This is a genomic window from Pareuzebyella sediminis (genome assembly GCF_008367235.1).
In the GTDB taxonomy this organism is placed as follows: Bacteria; Bacteroidota; Bacteroidia; order Flavobacteriales; family Flavobacteriaceae; genus Pareuzebyella; species Pareuzebyella sediminis.
The window spans coordinates 395,993-412,946 of record NZ_VTZS01000004.1 but is presented as its reverse complement, the minus strand read 5'-3'; the positions used below and the strand labels follow the sequence as shown (position 1 = coordinate 412,946).

Sequence of the window (16,954 nt, the reverse complement as noted above, 5' to 3'; positions counted from 1 at the left end):
ATTCTTAAAAAATATGAAACTGGCAACCCGTATTTTATGTTTATTTTTGGTCTTATTACTTAAAGGCTGTGGTATTTATAATTTTACCGGGGGAAATGTAGGCACGGCTAGCACCTTTACCGTACCTTATTTTCAAAATTATGCGACCCAGAGTCCAGGTTCTACATTTGAACCTGGATTGGATCGAGATTTCACCCTTGCCCTACAAGATAGAATATTGAACCAGACCAGTTTGGACCTGACCACTTCTGACGGGGATTTATTGTATGAAGGGGAAATCATTGAATTCCGTATTTCACCCATGAGTGCCACTGCCCAACAAAATGCTGCGCAAAATCGCTTATCCATGGCGGTAAACGTACGATTTTATAACAAAACAAAAGAAGATGCCGATTTCGAAAAGCGCTTTTCTTTCTTTTACGATTATCCTGCGAATGCTCAGCTTTCAGCGGTAAAAGACGAAGCTATTGAAGTTATCTTCGAACGTATTACCCAAGATATTTTCAATGCCTCCTTGGCCGATTGGTAATTTTGAATAAGAGGGTATTGAATCAATAAATACAAGGTATCACCGTTATAGTCATTTTGGCAAGGTCGAAATTTTAAAGATGGAATAGCTGAAACATGAACGTAAACGATTTTACATATCTCTTACAACACCCCGAAAAGGTAGTTTCTCCTTTGCAGACCAAACAGCTTGAGGATGTACTCGACGAATACCCTTATTTTCAGGCTGCACGCGCTCTTCATCTGAAGGGATTGAAAAATTTGAACAGTTTCAAGTACAATAGCGCTCTAAAGACAACGGCAGCCTACACTGCGGATCGCGACGTACTTTTTGATTTTATAACTTCGGACGACTTTACGCAAAACGCCATTGCCAACTCTATATCCGGCAAGGGCACTCCTTTGGTCGAAACCGAGATTGTTTCCGAAGAAGTAATTACAAAGGGCAAGGAAGCCGAGATTGGAAATAACGCTGAATCAGATTTTGCCTTGAGTCAAAACGATGCCGATTCTATTCTTGATCCTGAACTTTTCAAGGCCAAAGACCCTAAGATCGATGCAGAAATTGCCGAAGCCAAAAGAAAGGCTTCGAAAGAACTTGAATTAGGGCAGCCCCTTTCATTTACCAAAAAAGAAAAGTACTCTTTTGGCGAATGGCTACAATTGACTTCCCTAAAGACTATAAAACGAAATAAAAAACCACTCAATAAAGAAGAAGCGGAAATCGAAGAAATTGATTTTACTTTGGAGGAGGATGTGCTAAAGAAGAAAAAGTTCGAGTTAATCGACAAATTTATCACCGAAAGCCCGAAAATAACTCCTAAAAAAAATGTACCGAAAGTAAATATTGAAGATTCCACCAAGTTCGACAAAAAAGAACTGATGACCGAAACATTGGCCAAGGTTTATTTGGAACAAAAAAAGTATAAAAAAGCGATTCAGGCCTACCGTATTTTAAGTTTGAAATATCCGGAAAAAAGTGGTTTCTTTGCAGACCGAATTAAATCGGTGGAAAGATTACAATTAGAAAACAAGTAAAGGAAATATGAGTACGTTCACCATTTTTTTAGTCCTAATCATTGTCGTGTGCTTTTTGCTGGTATTGGTGATAATGGTACAAAACCCTAAAGGAGGTGGCTTGTCATCCTCTTTTGGCGGCGGCGGCAGCCAAGTTGTAGGAGGCGTAAAAAAGACAGGCGATTTTTTGGACAAAAGTACTTGGACTTTGGCCACATTGTTGGTCGTATTGATTTTAGCATCCAATGTAGCGCTTAGAGGTAGTTTTGGAGAATCCGATTCTAAATTACTGAATGGCGATGGCATTGAGACCACAGTACCTGAAACGGTACCCGAAAGCCTTCCTGAAGAAATACCCGCTCCGACAACAACTCCTTCAGACAGTCTCTAATATTTCAAGAAAAAAACAAAAATGCCAGCCTGAATGACAAGCTGGCATTTTTATTTTAACAAAGTGTCAGTTTTTGCGACATGGCATAATTTCTGCCTAGTAGCAAGCTAGAATATTAATTTTTCAAACTAAAAACTATAAATATGGCAAAAGTCAACATTAAACCATTGGCCGATCGAGTTCTTATCGAGCCTATGGCCGCCGAGACCAAAACTGCGTCCGGTATTTACATTCCGGATACTGCAAAAGAAAAACCACAACAGGGTAAAGTAGTGGCTGTTGGCCCCGGAACAAAAGACGAAAAAGTGACGGTAAAAGTAGGGGAAACTGTGCTTTATGGCAAATACGCCGGTACCGAACTTAAACTCGAAGGCGTCGATTACCTTATGATGCGCGAGAGCGACGTTTTGGCAATCATCTAATTTTCGTTTTTCCCTTGCGAATAGGAAACCTAATTCTGAACACTAAAATAAATAAAACAAATTCCCTTGTTTTTAGGGAATTATAAATTCTAATAAAGTAATTATGGCAAAAGATATAAAATTTGACATCGATGCCCGCGATGGCCTCCGAAGAGGTGTCGATGCATTGGCAAATGCAGTAAAAGTGACTTTAGGGCCAAAAGGACGGAACGTGATTATCAGCAAATCGTTCGGGGCTCCCCAAGTGACAAAGGATGGTGTGACCGTCGCCAAAGAAATTGAATTGGCAGATGCTCTCGAAAACATGGGAGCCCAGATGGTAAAAGAAGTCGCTTCCAAAACAAACGATTTGGCAGGTGATGGTACGACTACCGCTACCGTTTTAGCTCAATCTATAGTTAAGGAAGGACTTAAAAACGTCGCTGCCGGTGCAAATCCAATGGATTTAAAACGAGGAATCGACAAGGCTGTAGACGCTATTGTTCAAAATTTGGCGAAGCAATCCAAAAAAGTGGGTGATTCTTCTGAAAAAATCAAGCAGGTCGCCTCGATTTCGGCGAACAATGATGAGAAGATCGGTGAACTTATTGCCGAAGCCTTCGGAAAAGTTGGCAAAGAAGGCGTAATTACTGTGGAGGAAGCTAAGGGTACCGACACCTATGTTGATGTCGTAGAGGGTATGCAATTCGACCGAGGTTACCTTTCTCCATATTTCGTTACGGATTCGGAAAAGATGTCTGCCGATTTGGAAAATCCTTATATTCTTTTATTCGATAAGAAAATTTCGGCAATGAAAGACTTGCTTCCGGTTTTGGAACCTGTGGCACAATCAGGAAAGCCATTGTTGATCATCGCCGAAGATGTTGATGGAGAGGCATTGGCCACATTGGTGGTGAATAAATTGAGAGGATCTCTTAAAATTGCTGCTGTTAAAGCTCCAGGGTTTGGAGATCGAAGAAAAGCAATGCTCGAAGACATCGCCATTTTGACAGGCGGCACGGTAATCGCCGAAGAAAGAGGTTTCTCCCTAGATAATGCTACGATCGATATGTTGGGTACTTGCGAGAAAGTCACTATCGACAAAGACAATACTACTATTGTGAACGGTGGTGGTGTTCAAAAAGAAATCAAGAGCCGAGTAAACCAGATCAAATCTCAAATAGAGACCACAACTTCCGACTATGATAGGGAGAAGCTCCAAGAGCGTTTGGCTAAATTGGCCGGTGGTGTCGCAGTGCTTTACGTCGGGGCAGCCTCTGAAGTAGAGATGAAAGAGAAAAAAGACCGGGTCGACGATGCACTTCACGCTACGCGCGCAGCAGTAGAAGAGGGTATCGTAGCTGGTGGTGGTGTTGCTTTTCTAAGAGCAAAGACTGCACTATCAAAAATCGATACCGAAAATGCCGATGAAGATACCGGTGTTCAAATTGTCGCCAAAGCCATAGAATCGCCATTACGCGCTATTGTAGAAAACGCAGGTGGTGAAGGTTCTGTTGTCGTCGCCAAAGTATATGACGGTAAGGGAGATTATGGATATGACGCCAAGTCGGAGACTTATGTCGAAATGTTAAAGGCAGGAATTATCGATCCTAAGAAAGTTACGAGAATCGCATTGGAAAATGCAGCTTCGGTAGCTGGAATGATTTTGACCACAGAATGTGCTTTGACCGATATTAAGGAAGAAGCTTCTGCTGGCGGTGCCGGTGGTGGAATGCCTCATGGCGGCGGAATGCCAGGAATGATGTAGTCAATAAGTGCCGGGATGACCGGGCACATGCTATAACAAGTAAAAAACCGTTTTGATCAATCGATCAAAGCGGTTTTTTTATAGCTAGCTTTAATACTAAAAAACCACCTGATTAAAGGTGGTTTAAATAGTTTCCGATTATAAGGTTTATCCCATAAACCCTAGAAAAAAATTACTTCTTCTTCGCAGGTGCCTTTTTAGCAGCCTTAGGGGCTACTTTTTTGGCTGCGGCTTTCGGAGCTGCTTTCTTTGCTGTTGCCATGTCGACAAGGTTAAAATTTCAATTAAAAGTACTCCTTTTTTGTTTTCGAAGACAAGAAAATTTGTGAATTTTTACACCCAATTAATAGCACCTTCAAACTATCATATAACCTGAGGATCCCCCTCTTAGAAATAGCAAATTCAGCCATAGAAATACATCAAGACCATGCTTTATACCCTAATCGTATGAAGTGTTATATATTGTTTTATGGTTTAGTGATTGAGCCGTGGAAGATTTTGGATTCCGCTTTATTTCTGAGGCGTCATTTGAACCTCATGACTTGTACCCGAGTGCCCTTCCTTATGGTTATGGTTCATCATCGAATTTTTACCTTTGAGCTGTGCAGCCGCATCTACCGTAAAAGTGCCATTTGTGACAACGGCTTCCCCTTTCTCTAAACCAGATAACACCGTATACCCTTCATCAACGGTATTACCTAAGTGTACTTCCCGAAGTTCGAAGGCCGGCGTAAGGGAATCGGGTTTGACATAGACCAGCGATCGCTCACCCGTCCAAAGTACGGCACTTTCAGGCACTACGAGAGCTGAATCCCTTATGCCCGATGATTCATGGAGCATTCCGGTTACGAACATTCCCGGTTTCAATTGCCCATCGGTATTCTTCAAAACTGCCCTAACGCGAACTGTTCTAGTAGATGCGTTCAATACGGGATCGACGAAGGAAATAGTCGCTTCATACCTTTTATCAGGAAAGGACTTCACCTTAACAGTAATTGATTGTCCTTCTTTCAACAGGGAAACCTGATTTTCGTAGGCGTCGAAAACAGCCCAAACCGTGCCCAAGTCGGCAATCTTTAGTAACGGAGCTCCTTTTTCAACGTAATCACCGGCCGCTACCATAACTTCCGAGACCGTTCCGGAGACATTGGCATATACCGGAAAGTGCTCACGAACCTTACCGGAGCTTTCAATCTTATCGATTTGTGCATCGGTCAGCTTCCATAGTTTTAACTTGTTACGCACGGCTTTATATAAAGAAGGCTGGGTTTTCTTCAGGTTGGCAGCCGTCAACAGTTCTTGTTGTGCGGAAACCAGTGCGGGCGCATAAAGCGTGGCGAGAAGCTGGCCTTTTCTTACTTCTTCCCCTTCATAATTCAGAAAAAGTTTTTCTATTCTTCCTTCGAAATAGGAAGCTTGCACGGCAACTGCCTCCTTATTTGCTACGATGGCTCCAGAAAGTGAAAGCGTCTGGCCTCTGGAGCTGTTAGACCCAATTTTTGTGGTTGTAATATTTGCCAATATCATAGCATTCTCCGACATCTTGAACTGGCCCTTCGTTACTTCGTCGGACTCGGATTCAGCAGGAATCAGATCCATACCGCATATGGGGCAGTCCCCGGGTTCGGACTGCATTATTTGTGGATGCATCGAACATGTCCATATTTGAGATTGTCGTTTACCCTCTTGGGAATGTGCTTCCATATCGGTTTTTTTCGACGGGGTTCCAAAAATGAAATATCCTCCCATAAATCCGATTAAAACAGCCAATACGATATATCCAATAGTTCTATTCATAACTTACTTTTTATTGGTCTATTGATTTTCCACGTAAACGCAGGGCGTTTCCGATGACGGAAACAGAACTAAAGCTCATAGCGGCGGCGGCAATCATTGGTGAAAGAAGAATTCCAAAAAAAGGAAAGAGCACGCCTGCCGCAATAGGTACTCCAAGGGTATTGTAGACCAAGGCAAAAAATAAATTTTGCTTGATATTCTTCATTACTGCGTCACTTAAGTTCCTGGCTTTTACGATACCCTGTAAATCTCCTTTGACCAAGGTAATGGCCGCGCTTTCTATGGCCACATCGGTTCCCGTGCCCATGGCCACTCCTACATCACTTTGGGCCAAAGCAGGGGCGTCGTTGATACCATCACCGGCCATAGCTACGATCTTCCCCTGTTGTTGCAGCTTTTGAACTTTCCTTAATTTGTCGTCCGGAAGCATTTCGGCTTTAAAATCTGTAAGACCTAGTTCGTGTGCCACTGCCTTTGCGGTGGCCTGATTATCACCCGTGAGCATCACGACATCGATTCCCTTACTTTGTAAAGTTTTAATAGCCTTCGCACTTGTTTTTTTAATCTTATCACCAATCACAACAAAACCGACCACTACTCCATCGACAGCAAGAAAGGAAACCGTTTTTCCATTTTTCTGATAGGCTTCTGCCTGTTCCCTTAGCGCTATGGGAAGTTTTGCCGCCGCATGTTCCATCATTTTAAGATTTCCGAGTGAAACCTGTTTGTCAGAAATTATAGCCGACACCCCTTTTCCAGTGACCGCCTGGAAATCTTTGGAATCGAAAAACGTAGCCCCTAGTTCCTTTCCGTAGTTTACCGTAGCCTGGGCCAAGGGGTGTTCACTATTCTGGTTCAAGGAAACCATAAATTGAACTATATCTTCCCGGGAAAAAGAGTCTTCCGTTGCCTCTATCGTCTCTACGGTGGGCTTTCCTTCCGTTATAGTTCCTGTTTTATCGATAATCAACGTATCGACTTTCGACATGCGTTCAAGCGCTTCAGCGTTCTTAATCAATACCCCATTCTGTGCCCCTTTACCTACTCCCACCATTACTGACATGGGTGTGGCCAGGCCCAAGGCGCAAGGGCATGCAATAATCAATACCGCTATAGCATTGACTAAAGCGTATACATAGGCCGGGGGGGGACCCCAAATAGCCCAGACTACAAAAGTGACAAGAGCAATAGCTACAACGACAGGCACAAAATATGCGGAGACCGTATCTGCCAAATTTTGAATAGGCGCCCGACTCCGGCTCGCATTGTTTACCATTTGTATGATTTGCGACAAAAGGGTGTCAGCCCCTATCTTTTCGGCCTTCATCAAAAAAGATTGGTTCCCATTAATGGTACCCGCTTTGACCTGATCTCCTAACACCTTATCTACCGGTAAAGGTTCTCCTGAAATCATGGATTCATCAATCGACGTTTCACCCTTTGTCAAGAGCCCGTCTACGGGTATTTTCTCCCCTGGTTTTACGCGAAGTATATCTCCGAGTTCAATAGCTTCTATGCTAATTACCTCTTCCTGGCCGTTCTTCACCCGAACCGCATTGTTCGGAGCTAATTTCAATAATTCTTTTATTGCGGAATTTGTTTTACTATGGGCACGTGCCTCAAGCACCTGACCCATTAGCACTAATGTCAGTATTACCGTCGCCGCCTCGAAATAGACATGTACAGCACCCGATTCGGTTCTAAACTGAGCCGGGAAAAAATCAGGAAAAAAAAGTCCAAAGACACTAAAAATCCAAGCTACACCTGCTCCAATACCTATTAATGTAAACATGTTCAAATTCCATGTTTTTATACTGCGGTACCCCCTTTCAAAAAACATCCAAGTGGCATAAAAAACCACGGGCAGCGATAGTACGAATTGAATCCAATTCCAATACTTTTGCGACATCAAGTCGTATAATGGATTATCATTCAACATTTCACTCATCGCAATACTAAAAATGGGCAGGGTAAAAACTAAGGCTATCCAAAATTTTTTGAGCAGCTTGTTGTAGGTTTTTTCTTCTTCGGAGGTATCCGCACCGCTAGGGACCAAATCCATACCACAAATGGGACAGCTTCCAGGCTCGCTTTTGACCACCTCAGGATGCATAGGACAGGTATACCTCATCTCGGAACCCTTTGAAAGATTTTGTTCTCTGACCAAATCCATGCCGCAGACGGGGCAATCACCAGGCGCATCGTAGGTCTTTTCGCCTTCGCAATGCATAGGGCAATAAAATGTTCCTGGTACGTTGTTCCGATCCTTAACCTTAGGCCTTGCTCTCCTGATATTTTCTTTGGAATGGTGATACTCATCCGCTTCATGTATGCTGTAGCGTCCTCCGTTTCCCTCAAGAGCCTTTTTGAACTTTTTTAAGGGTATATGCGAGTCCATATGAATGGTTGCTTCGGCCTTTGACAAGTCTACGGAAGCGTCTAAAACATCTTGCACTTTTTTCAAAGTATCTTCTACATGCTTTTTACAGCCATTGCAGGTCATTCCATCGATATAATAGGTATGTTTCATTTATCCTAAAATTAAAAATTTAACCGCCAGACCGCCCAAAAGCCATACATAGCAGATAAAGGCCGTATACTTCAAGCTTTGTGCGAGTAGTTGGCTTTTTGGAGCCATTTCACTCATTTTGTGCGGTACATCTTTCCTCTTAAAAAAGCCCAAATAAACTAGGTATGCCGAAATAGCAAGAAAAGTAAGGTTGAGGAAAAAAGTATAGTTAATCTTGAAAAAATCGCTGTCTTGAATTTTCACTTGGGAAGGATCAGGTAAAATACCGAACCAGTCAAACGCGTAATGCAAGAGCAAAGAAGCACCAATCAAAGAAGAAAACAGTAAAAAAAGTATAAACAATGACATTTTCCAGCCGTAGTACCGGGCATTGATACGAAGCACAGGAAACACAACCAGATCACTGAAAATAAATGCCATAACTCCTGCAAAACTCACTCCTTTGCCAAAAAGTAAAGCGGCAAGAGGTATATTGCCCATCGAACCAATAAAAGTTAAAAACGCCGCCACAGGTCCTACTACAATATGCTCAAGAATCTCAAAAAACGAGAAGTTGGTGTTCCCCTGACCACTATTGATGAAAAGGGTCTCAAAAAAAGAATCGGGTACGAAAGCTGCGACTATTCCTGCAATGGTAAAACCCACGGTTACATCTTTCCAAACCATTTGCCATTCCATTTTGTACTTTTTGGCAACACGGGCCCAATTATCTTCCTTCTTTACACGTGTTTTCCAACTTTTTGAAGTATCGACATCTTCACCCTCATTTTCGCTCCCCAGATTTTTCCGCGCGTTTTCTATCAATCCTCTTGGACGTACTATTGTAACGATCATCCAACTGATTCCTATCAACAAAATTCCTCCAGCATATTCCCCTATTACAAACTGCCATCCAAGAAAAATGGAAATTATTATGCCCAACTCAATAACTAGATTCGTAGAGGCCAATAAAAAAGCTAGGGACGACACAAAGCTAGCCCCCTTTTTAAATAACGACTTGGTACTCGCCAAGGCTGCAAAACTGCATGAGCTGCTGATAAACCCAAAGAAGGTTCCCAAAAGCATACTTTTAGACGCATCTTTACCCATGGTATTCTGCATTCTTTTTTCGGTCACAAAAATTTGAATCATACTGCTGATTATGTAACCCAGAATAAATGCCCATAATGCCATCCAAAAAAAACCAACCGTTGTAACGGCCGCTTCGCCCCATTGTTTTAAAAAATCGTTCATTTTAATTCCCCATTATTGCTCGGCTCGAAAGAATCCAATATCGAAGCGAGCACCTTAATTCGAAAACGCTCTACATCAGGCGCTTCTAAAATTTACTATCACCTCAGGCCCTTAATAACCTGTTGCAGTTTATCACTAATTTCTTGCGCTATTTCTCCCAAAGTCTCATTTTCAACGGCCTGCATGGAAGCCATAGGATTTATGGCCGCAACCTCAATTTTATCTGGCTCAATCTCCTGTACTATAACATTACAGGGCAACATGGTACCAATTTTATCTTCGGCCAATAGGGCCTGATGCGCATAAGGAGGATTACATGCGCCAAGAATCCGGTACTTTTTAAAGTCTACGTCCAATTTCTTCTTTAAAGTTTCCTTGACGTCAATTTCCGTTAAAATTCCGAAACCAACCGATTTCAGACCTTCCGTCACCTTGATAATTGCTGAATCGAAGTCGGTATTCAAGATGGTATTATAATAATATTTCATCGTACTATTTTTTAGGTTAATATTCTATTTAGTAATAATCTCGTTTTATTTAGGCCAAGACCAATCAGAAACTTACTGATGTATCACTTCTTTGACCGTTCCACACCTTAACATTTTTTCGCCGAAATATGGATTTCGGATTTCTTCGCTAACCGATAGCCAATACCCCCCTTTACCTTCGAAAGCCATAGGACAAAACTGTTTATAGATCGTTCCGCCCGAAAGGGACTCCTTAAGCACCGGCTCCAGTTTTTCCGTCAATACAGAGAACAGTTGGCGCTGCTCGGCAATATCGTCGGTGGATGCCATAGCCAAAACCATATTTTGGCTTCCTTTTTGATGTTCAGGAATTATATCAAGCATATCCTCCGCAGCCTCTTTGGCTTCCATTGAGTGGTCATTGGTCAAGGCCGTTCGAATCTTCTGATAATCGGCAAAAACTTTACCACTAGTTTCATCTTTAAAGGAAACCGAAGTAATTCTATGTTCCCCTTTCGTCAAGCTATCCGTACTTTGCTCCATAGTCGTTTTGTTCTCCCTTGTACCATGTTGTTCGCCACACGATGACATAAAAACCAATAAGCAAATTACAGCTACAAAAAGCCCGAGTTTCCAATTCATATTTGTCTTCTGTTCCTTCATTTCTTTCAATTTAGCGTACACATTAATTTTTAAAGCGTTGTTTAGGGAATTTTATTAATTCGTTAGGTAATTGATCGTGGCTATCTGCATAAAGTAGTTTTTGACGGCATCGACCTGGGAAAGCTGGAACTTCAGTTGCAGTTCTTGTATCTCAAGCAAAGCATTAAAGTCTATCGACCCGGTTTCGTAGCCTTTCAATAAAATATCTTCAGCATGTTTGGCCTGTTTCAAATTTTGAGCCTGTGTTTCATAGCTGATCTTAGCGGCTTGCCTTTTGTGTACCGCAGCATCTAAAATAGTCTGCAACTCGTTTCTTCGGGAGGCTTTGCGAGCCTCCATTTCGTCTAGTTTCAGTTCATTCTGTTCGGTCAACGATCTGTTCTTGGTATTGAACAATGGTATGGATAGCGAAACCATAGGCATCAGTATATCCTTACCATTATCGCTAATCACCATACCATCTCTTTCCGCTACGGTAATGTAATCAAGGCCAAAACCGATATTCGGTTTTGCATCCTTTAAATTTAGCAATTCCGATTGTGTTACTGACTCAAATAGTTTGTCATATTTTTCAAGTTCGGGATGAAGTTCAAGGCCGCTCTTACCGAGAAAGCTATCACTCAATATGGCCAAACTATCGATCATTATGATTTCAGTGGGTTCATTACGGTTTAAAAGATGGTTGAAAAGGCTGCTTTCAGCCATACGGTCTTGTTCTAATACCTTCTTACGTTGCTCGAGCTCGTTACGACGAATCTGTAACCGAAGCACGTCGACCACGGACGCATTACCCACTTCTACAGCGGTTAGAGCCAGCTTTTCATAGGTTTGAAGTAGGGCAACATTCTTTTCGAGTATTTGGTTCGTACGCTCGATGGCATATAGTTTATAATACGACTGCGAAAGGGAAAGTCTCAGCTTTCGCTGGGCAATAATCATGTCTAAATAATCGACCTCCGCCAGGGCACTGGCATAATTTTCCCTTGCGGTGATCGTACCGAACCAAGGAACCATCTGTTTGATCGAAAACCGGGCCTTTTGTGCCCCCGTTCTCGTTTCTGGCTCACTTATGAAAAAGCCAGCGCTGACCTCTGTATTGGGTAATGTATTCGCTTCGACAATTTTTTCCCTAGAAATAGTATATCTGAGCTTCATGGCCTGTAATTCTGGATTATGGGCCTCAGCCTCTTCAATGTACATTTGCAATGTTTGGGCGTTAGAGATGCCCCCTATAAGAATCAATATGATGCACGTAATTTTAGTCATTTCCTTTCCCTTTTGAATTGCCATTCATTTTTCCAACAGTATAAAACCGGTACTACAAATAAGGTGATGAGGGCAATCAACATACCGCCGAAAGATGGTATTGCCATTGGAATCATTATATCACTACCCCTTCCCGTTGACGTCAAAATAGGTAATAATGCGAGCAAAGTTGTTGCTGTGGTCATGAGACAAGGCCTAATTCTCTTTTCACCGGCTTCGACCACCGATGCCCTTATTTCCATTAATGTGTCAGGCTTATTTCTCTTAAAGGATTGTGTCAAATACGTAGCCATTACCACACCGTCGTCAGTGGCAATACCAAAAAGTGCGATGAAACCGACCCATACCGCAACACTAAGATTGATCGGGTGCACCTGAAACAGATGACGTAGGTTCTCGCCAAAGAAATTGAAATTCAAGAACCAATCTTGCCCATAGCACCAAATCAATAAAAACCCGCCTGCAAAGGCTACCGCAATACCCGAAAATACCATCAAAGAGGTGGCGACCGATCGAAACTGAAAATAAAGGATCAAGAAAATGATAATCAAGACCAAGGGAACTACTACAGAAAGTGTCTTTTCCGCCCGCAGTTGATTTTCATAAGTGCCCGTGAACTGGTAACTAATACCTTTAGGTACCAGTAATTCTCCAGAATCAATTTTTGATTGGATCAGCTCTTGGGCGCTTTCTACCACATTGACCTCGGGGTATCCGTCGATTTTATCAAAAAGCACATACCCTACAAGAAACGTATCTTCACTCTTAATTACCTGTGGGCCCTTTTCATAACGGATATGAACCAATTCGCCCAAAGGAATCGGGGCACCCTTATTTACCGGTACATAAATGTTCTTAATATCGGAAGGATTGTCACGAAGTTCGCGAGGATAGCGCACCCTTACACCGTATCGCTCCCTCCCCTCGACGGTCTGCGTTAAAGGTATTCCCCCAACGGCCACTTCTAAAATCTGCTGCACATCCTCAATCAAAATACCATATCGTGCCAGGGCTTCGCGATCGATATCAATTAAAAGATAGGGTTTTCCCACAATTCTATCCGCAAAAACCGCTTCTTCCTTTACCCCATCCACTTCCTTAAGGATGCGCTCCAACTGCATACCAAATGATTCTATCTTTCTAAGATCCTGCCCTTTTACCTTGATACCCATAGGAGCTCGCATGCCCGTCTGCAACATCACCAATCGGGTCTCTATGGGTTGAAGTTTCGGGGCCGACGTGATTCCCGGTAAACGGGTAACCATTACAATTTCATTCCATATATCATCGGGAGATTCAATTTCGGGGCGCCAATTACGATAGTATTCCCCGCTCGTATCCAAGACCAAATTTTCAAAGGAGATTTCGGAGAAATTGTTGGGGCCGTGACGATACTTTTTTTCAACTTCTTTATCAATGTCGTTATTTGGGTTAAGGATTAGACCACCGTCTATCAATACGAACAGGCCTTCTTCATTTATCTTGAATCGTTTACGGTACCCGGTCGCATCTTGCATATATTCCGGTTTGTACTGAATGATGTTTTCGTACATCGACAGAGGTGCGGGATCAAGTGCAGACTCGGTTCTGCCGGCTTTACCTACAACTGTTTCAATTTCCGGAATACTTGCTACTGCCATATCCAATTGTTGTAATACCCTCCTATTTTCTTCCGTTCCGGCATGAGGCAATGAAGATGGCATCAAAAGAAACGAACCTTCGTTGAGAGCAGGCATAAACTCCTTCCCTGTATTTCTAAAAATCAAGATTCCCAAAATTATTATGGCCAAGGGTAAAGAGAGGAATAGGATTTTATGAGCCAACGCCCAGTTCAAAATTCGGGCATAATATTTTTGGAAAACCGTAAAAACACCTAGAAGCCCAAAGCATACCATACCTACAAAAATCAGGTTGATCAGGATACTTCGATCAAAGCCCAAGGGTCTCCAATAGAATGCCAATAGAAATACAATTGCGCAAATGGAGATCACATTGTTCAAAAGCAGGGCTCTTTGATCTGATAGCATAAAGCCCCTAAAGAATCGAGAAGCCAATTCGGCGTTTCTCAAAGGCCGTATCGTTCCGAAGGCAATTAAAAAAAGTCCGACCCAATAGCCATACACCAAAGCGACCAAACCAGCAACAATGAGGGCCAGACCGTAAACTATGCCCAGAAAGCTCTTACTACGTTTCCTTCGGAAGAGGAAAGCAGCAAAAGGGGGAATAAGAAAAAGAGCCACGATAATCGATGATATTAAAGCAAAAGTCTTGGTAAACGCCAATGGACGGAAAAGCTTTCCTTCTGCCCCTATCATCGTAAATACCGGAACAAAACTGATAACCGTGGTCATTACGGCAGTTACAATGGCACTAGAAACCTCCGACGAGGCATTGTAGACTACCTGGTCGACCGTAAGCGCGTCTTTGTTGTCATCAAGGTGCCGAATAATATTCTCTGAGAGAATGATACCGACATCCACCATGGTGCCGATCGCAATAGCGATTCCCGAAAGAGCCACTATGTTGGCGTCAACGCCGAAGAACTTCATTGCAATAAATACCATTAATACAGCTACGGGCAATAGGCCCGAAATCAGTACCGAGGCCCGCAAGTTGAACACCATTACCACAATGACCAAAATAGTCACGAGAATCTCAAGGGTCAGTGCTTCGTTCAGGGTGCCCAAAGTTTCTTGGATAAGTTCGCTTCTATCATAGAACGGTACAATGGTCAGTTGAGAAGTGCGTCCATCAGCTAATTGTTTTGATGGTAATCCGGAATCCAATTCCTCGATTTTATCCTTTACATTATTGATCACTTCCATTGGGTTGGCGCCATATCTGGCGACCACAACGCCCCCGACTACTTCTGCCCCTTCCTTATCCAAAATACCACGTCTCACAGCCGGACCTAACGATACTGTTGCAATATCCCGCACACGCAAAGAGGTAAACTCCGAAACGGCGACCACGGTATTCTTTAAATCTTCCAACGATTCGATATACCCCAAGCCCCTTACTAAATACTCCACTTTGTTAATCTCTAGGGTTTGTGCGCCAATATCACGGTTACTCTTTTTGACCGCGGTAACTACTTGCCCCAAATCGACATTGTACTGTTTCATCAACTCGGGGTCAACGTCTATTTGGTATTCTTGAACAAAACCTCCGATCGATGCCACTTCAGAGACCCCACTAGCCGCCGAGAGCGCATATTTCACATAATAGTCTTGAACACTACGTAGTTCTTGTAAATCCCAACCCCCCGTAACATGTCCATTTTCATCACGTCCTTCTAGGGTATACCAAAAAATCTGCCCAAGTGCGGTTGCATCAGGCCCCAAGGTCGGGTTTACACCGTCAGGTAAAAGACTGGTGGGCAGCGAATTCAACTTTTCTAGAATTCGGCTACGACTCCAATAAAACTCCACGTCTTCTTCAAAAATGATGTAGATACTTGAAAAACCAAACATGGAAGAACTTCGTATGGTCTTCACTCCAGGTATCCCTAATAGTGAGGTAGTCAGTGGGTATGAAATCTGATCTTCTATATCCTGGGGTGATCGACCGGGCCATTTTGTAAATACGATTTGTTGGTTCTCCCCTATATCAGGAATCGCATCCACTGCGACGGGGCTTCTTGGTAGAGAGCCCGTATTCCAATCAAATGGTGAATTTATCGTGCCCCAAACCACAAACAGCAGCAATAATAACACCGCTAGCAATTTATTTTCTATGAGAAATTTTATGCCCTTATTAAGCATGTAAACTAAGGTTTAAACATTAGAAATTGTATCAATTAGACACAAACAAAACAAGAAGCTCCTATACGGTCAAACCGCTGGATGCTTTATCTAAATGTTTAAGAATCAAATTAGGAAAGTCTGATCGAGGATTTGAAGATCTCTTATCAGGGGAGGTGGTGAGTAGTACCTTCCCAAAACAGTATTTTTCTCGAATCCGTAAAAAAGAGGGTACGTATACGAGTAGACAAAAGAAATGAGAATCCATTGTTGATCTGAGGAAAACTGATCGAAAGAATTTTTCAAATTGTCTTGACCGGCAACCGATATAATTTCATCGGAACAGCAAGAATCTTCGGATTCAACAGTTACGCTATCATTCTCAGGAACCACTTTATCCATGCCACAGTCATCGGCATGGGCAAAAAAGGAGATATCGACCAAATGTCCCATACAGTAATGCTTACCCACGGTCCATGACGTAGTAGAAGCCAGAAGTAAGAAGGCCATGAAACAAGCAAAAAGACGATGTAATCTCTCTTTCATCATCGCAAAAATACAAAATAATCAATCAGAAGTACTAAAGACCATAATTGGCTAACGTTTATTTAAAACAAATAGTTTAAAGCAGTCGATTAAAAAGACCATTGATATTCACTTTGGTTCGTTTAATTTTACAAAAACTGATAGCGATGTTCGATAATCTAAAACATAAAATCACAACTATTCTTGACCAAAAAGAAACATCTACCGATTTACGTTTGCAGCAGGTATGCGAGCTCTTGAGGAATACCGTTCCCCACTACGACTGGGTTGGGTTTTATTTTAAAAACGGGAATAAAAACGAGCTTAAACTGGGCCCTTATGCCGGGCAACCTACCGAACATACCATCATTCCTTTTGGGAAGGGGATTTGTGGTCAAGTAGCCATCAGCAATGAAAACTTTGTTGTGCCCGATGTGAAGGCCCAAGATAATTATATCGCCTGTAGCCTTACAGTGAAGTCGGAAATTGTAGTCCCCCTTTTTTTAAAGGGTGAGAATATTGGCCAAATAGATATTGATTCGAATACATTGAATGCCTTTTCGCACGAAGACGAGCGCTTTCTAGAGTTCGTCAATCGGGAAGTAGCCAAAACACTTCACTAAAACGTTCAAAACTTTCCCTATTT

The 16,954-nt window shown here is 42.4% G+C and carries 14 protein-coding genes; 6 read left to right on the top strand and 8 right to left on the bottom strand.

Annotation, left to right across the window (positions count from 1 at the left end; translation table 11 throughout):
• Positions 1-13 precede the first annotated feature (13 nt).
• The 5 genes from F2B13_RS15890 (at position 14) to groL (ending at position 4,084) form a co-directional block, all read left to right on the top strand.
• Positions 14-529, top strand: a complete 516-nt coding sequence (locus F2B13_RS15890) for an LptE family protein (RefSeq protein ID WP_149276771.1) — start codon at positions 14-16, stop codon at positions 527-529.
• A gap of 95 nt (positions 530-624) precedes the next feature.
• Positions 625-1,545 carry a hypothetical protein gene (locus F2B13_RS15885; RefSeq protein ID WP_149276770.1) on the top strand — a complete coding sequence of 307 codons (921 nt, stop codon included), beginning with the start codon at positions 625-627 and terminating at the stop codon, positions 1,543-1,545.
• A 7-nt stretch (positions 1,546-1,552) separates the two neighbouring features.
• Positions 1,553-1,915, top strand: a complete 363-nt coding sequence (gene secG, locus F2B13_RS15880) for a preprotein translocase subunit SecG (RefSeq protein ID WP_149276769.1) — start codon at positions 1,553-1,555, stop codon at positions 1,913-1,915.
• A 143-nt stretch (positions 1,916-2,058) separates the two neighbouring features.
• Positions 2,059-2,337, top strand: a complete 279-nt coding sequence (locus F2B13_RS15875) for a co-chaperone GroES (RefSeq protein ID WP_149304640.1) — start codon at positions 2,059-2,061, stop codon at positions 2,335-2,337.
• Between the two features lie 103 nt (positions 2,338-2,440).
• Positions 2,441-4,084, top strand: coding sequence for a chaperonin GroEL (gene groL, locus F2B13_RS15870; protein WP_149304639.1), 1,644 nt, complete (start codon positions 2,441-2,443; stop codon positions 4,082-4,084).
• 510 nt (positions 4,085-4,594) lie between these two features.
• On the opposite strand, the gene F2B13_RS15865 is transcribed toward groL, so the two are convergent.
• From F2B13_RS15865 to F2B13_RS15830, 8 genes are all read right to left on the bottom strand, one after another.
• Positions 4,595-5,881, bottom strand: coding sequence for an efflux RND transporter periplasmic adaptor subunit (locus tag F2B13_RS15865; protein WP_149304638.1), 1,287 nt, complete (start codon positions 5,879-5,881; stop codon positions 4,595-4,597).
• A 10-nt stretch (positions 5,882-5,891) separates the two neighbouring features.
• Positions 5,892-8,411: a heavy metal translocating P-type ATPase gene (locus F2B13_RS15860; protein WP_149304637.1), complete on the bottom strand. Its 2,520-nt coding sequence runs from the start codon at positions 8,409-8,411 to the stop codon at positions 5,892-5,894.
• Positions 8,412-9,644, bottom strand: coding sequence for a permease (locus tag F2B13_RS15855; RefSeq protein WP_149304636.1), 1,233 nt, complete (start codon positions 9,642-9,644; stop codon positions 8,412-8,414).
• A gap of 98 nt (positions 9,645-9,742) precedes the next feature.
• On the bottom strand, positions 9,743-10,132 hold the full coding sequence (locus tag F2B13_RS15850; RefSeq protein ID WP_149276764.1) for a DUF302 domain-containing protein: 390 nt from the start codon (positions 10,130-10,132) through the stop codon (positions 9,743-9,745).
• A 72-nt stretch (positions 10,133-10,204) separates the two neighbouring features.
• Positions 10,205-10,774, bottom strand: coding sequence for a DUF3347 domain-containing protein (locus tag F2B13_RS15845; protein WP_149276763.1), 570 nt, complete (start codon positions 10,772-10,774; stop codon positions 10,205-10,207).
• A gap of 54 nt (positions 10,775-10,828) precedes the next feature.
• Positions 10,829-12,040: a TolC family protein gene (locus F2B13_RS15840; protein WP_149276762.1), complete on the bottom strand. Its 1,212-nt coding sequence runs from the start codon at positions 12,038-12,040 to the stop codon at positions 10,829-10,831.
• Complete coding sequence (locus tag F2B13_RS15835) at positions 12,037-15,804, bottom strand: efflux RND transporter permease subunit (protein WP_149304635.1); 3,768 nt, start codon at positions 15,802-15,804, stop codon at positions 12,037-12,039. The genes F2B13_RS15840 and F2B13_RS15835 overlap by 4 nt, the downstream gene beginning before the upstream one ends.
• Before the next feature lie 105 nt (positions 15,805-15,909).
• A complete protein-coding gene (locus F2B13_RS15830) occupies positions 15,910-16,332 on the bottom strand; it encodes an HYC_CC_PP family protein (protein WP_232625255.1) in 423 nt (140 codons plus the stop codon).
• 143 nt (positions 16,333-16,475) lie between these two features.
• Between F2B13_RS15830 and F2B13_RS15825 the strand changes: the two genes are divergently transcribed.
• Complete coding sequence (locus F2B13_RS15825; protein ID WP_149304634.1) at positions 16,476-16,931, top strand: GAF domain-containing protein; 456 nt, start codon at positions 16,476-16,478, stop codon at positions 16,929-16,931.
• Positions 16,932-16,954: the final 23 nt, after the last annotated feature.

Coding starts and splice junctions, on each gene's coding strand:
- F2B13_RS15845 (WP_149276763.1), bottom strand. CDS start 10,774: ATGAAGGAACAGAAGACAAATATGAATTGGAAACTCGGGCTTTTTGTA.
- F2B13_RS15835 (WP_149304635.1), bottom strand. CDS start 15,804: ATGCTTAATAAGGGCATAAAATTTCTCATAGAAAATAAATTGCTAGCG.
- F2B13_RS15825 (WP_149304634.1), top strand. CDS start 16,476: ATGTTCGATAATCTAAAACATAAAATCACAACTATTCTTGACCAAAAA.
- F2B13_RS15855 (WP_149304636.1), bottom strand. CDS start 9,644: ATGAACGATTTTTTAAAACAATGGGGCGAAGCGGCCGTTACAACGGTT.
- F2B13_RS15860 (WP_149304637.1), bottom strand. CDS start 8,411: ATGAAACATACCTATTATATCGATGGAATGACCTGCAATGGCTGTAAA.
- F2B13_RS15830 (WP_232625255.1), bottom strand. CDS start 16,332: ATGATGAAAGAGAGATTACATCGTCTTTTTGCTTGTTTCATGGCCTTC.
- F2B13_RS15865 (WP_149304638.1), bottom strand. CDS start 5,881: ATGAATAGAACTATTGGATATATCGTATTGGCTGTTTTAATCGGATTT.
- groL (WP_149304639.1), top strand. CDS start 2,441: ATGGCAAAAGATATAAAATTTGACATCGATGCCCGCGATGGCCTCCGA.
- F2B13_RS15850 (WP_149276764.1), bottom strand. CDS start 10,132: ATGAAATATTATTATAATACCATCTTGAATACCGACTTCGATTCAGCA.
- F2B13_RS15840 (WP_149276762.1), bottom strand. CDS start 12,040: ATGACTAAAATTACGTGCATCATATTGATTCTTATAGGGGGCATCTCT.
- F2B13_RS15885 (WP_149276770.1), top strand. CDS start 625: ATGAACGTAAACGATTTTACATATCTCTTACAACACCCCGAAAAGGTA.
- F2B13_RS15890 (WP_149276771.1), top strand. CDS start 14: ATGAAACTGGCAACCCGTATTTTATGTTTATTTTTGGTCTTATTACTT.
- secG (WP_149276769.1), top strand. CDS start 1,553: ATGAGTACGTTCACCATTTTTTTAGTCCTAATCATTGTCGTGTGCTTT.
- F2B13_RS15875 (WP_149304640.1), top strand. CDS start 2,059: ATGGCAAAAGTCAACATTAAACCATTGGCCGATCGAGTTCTTATCGAG.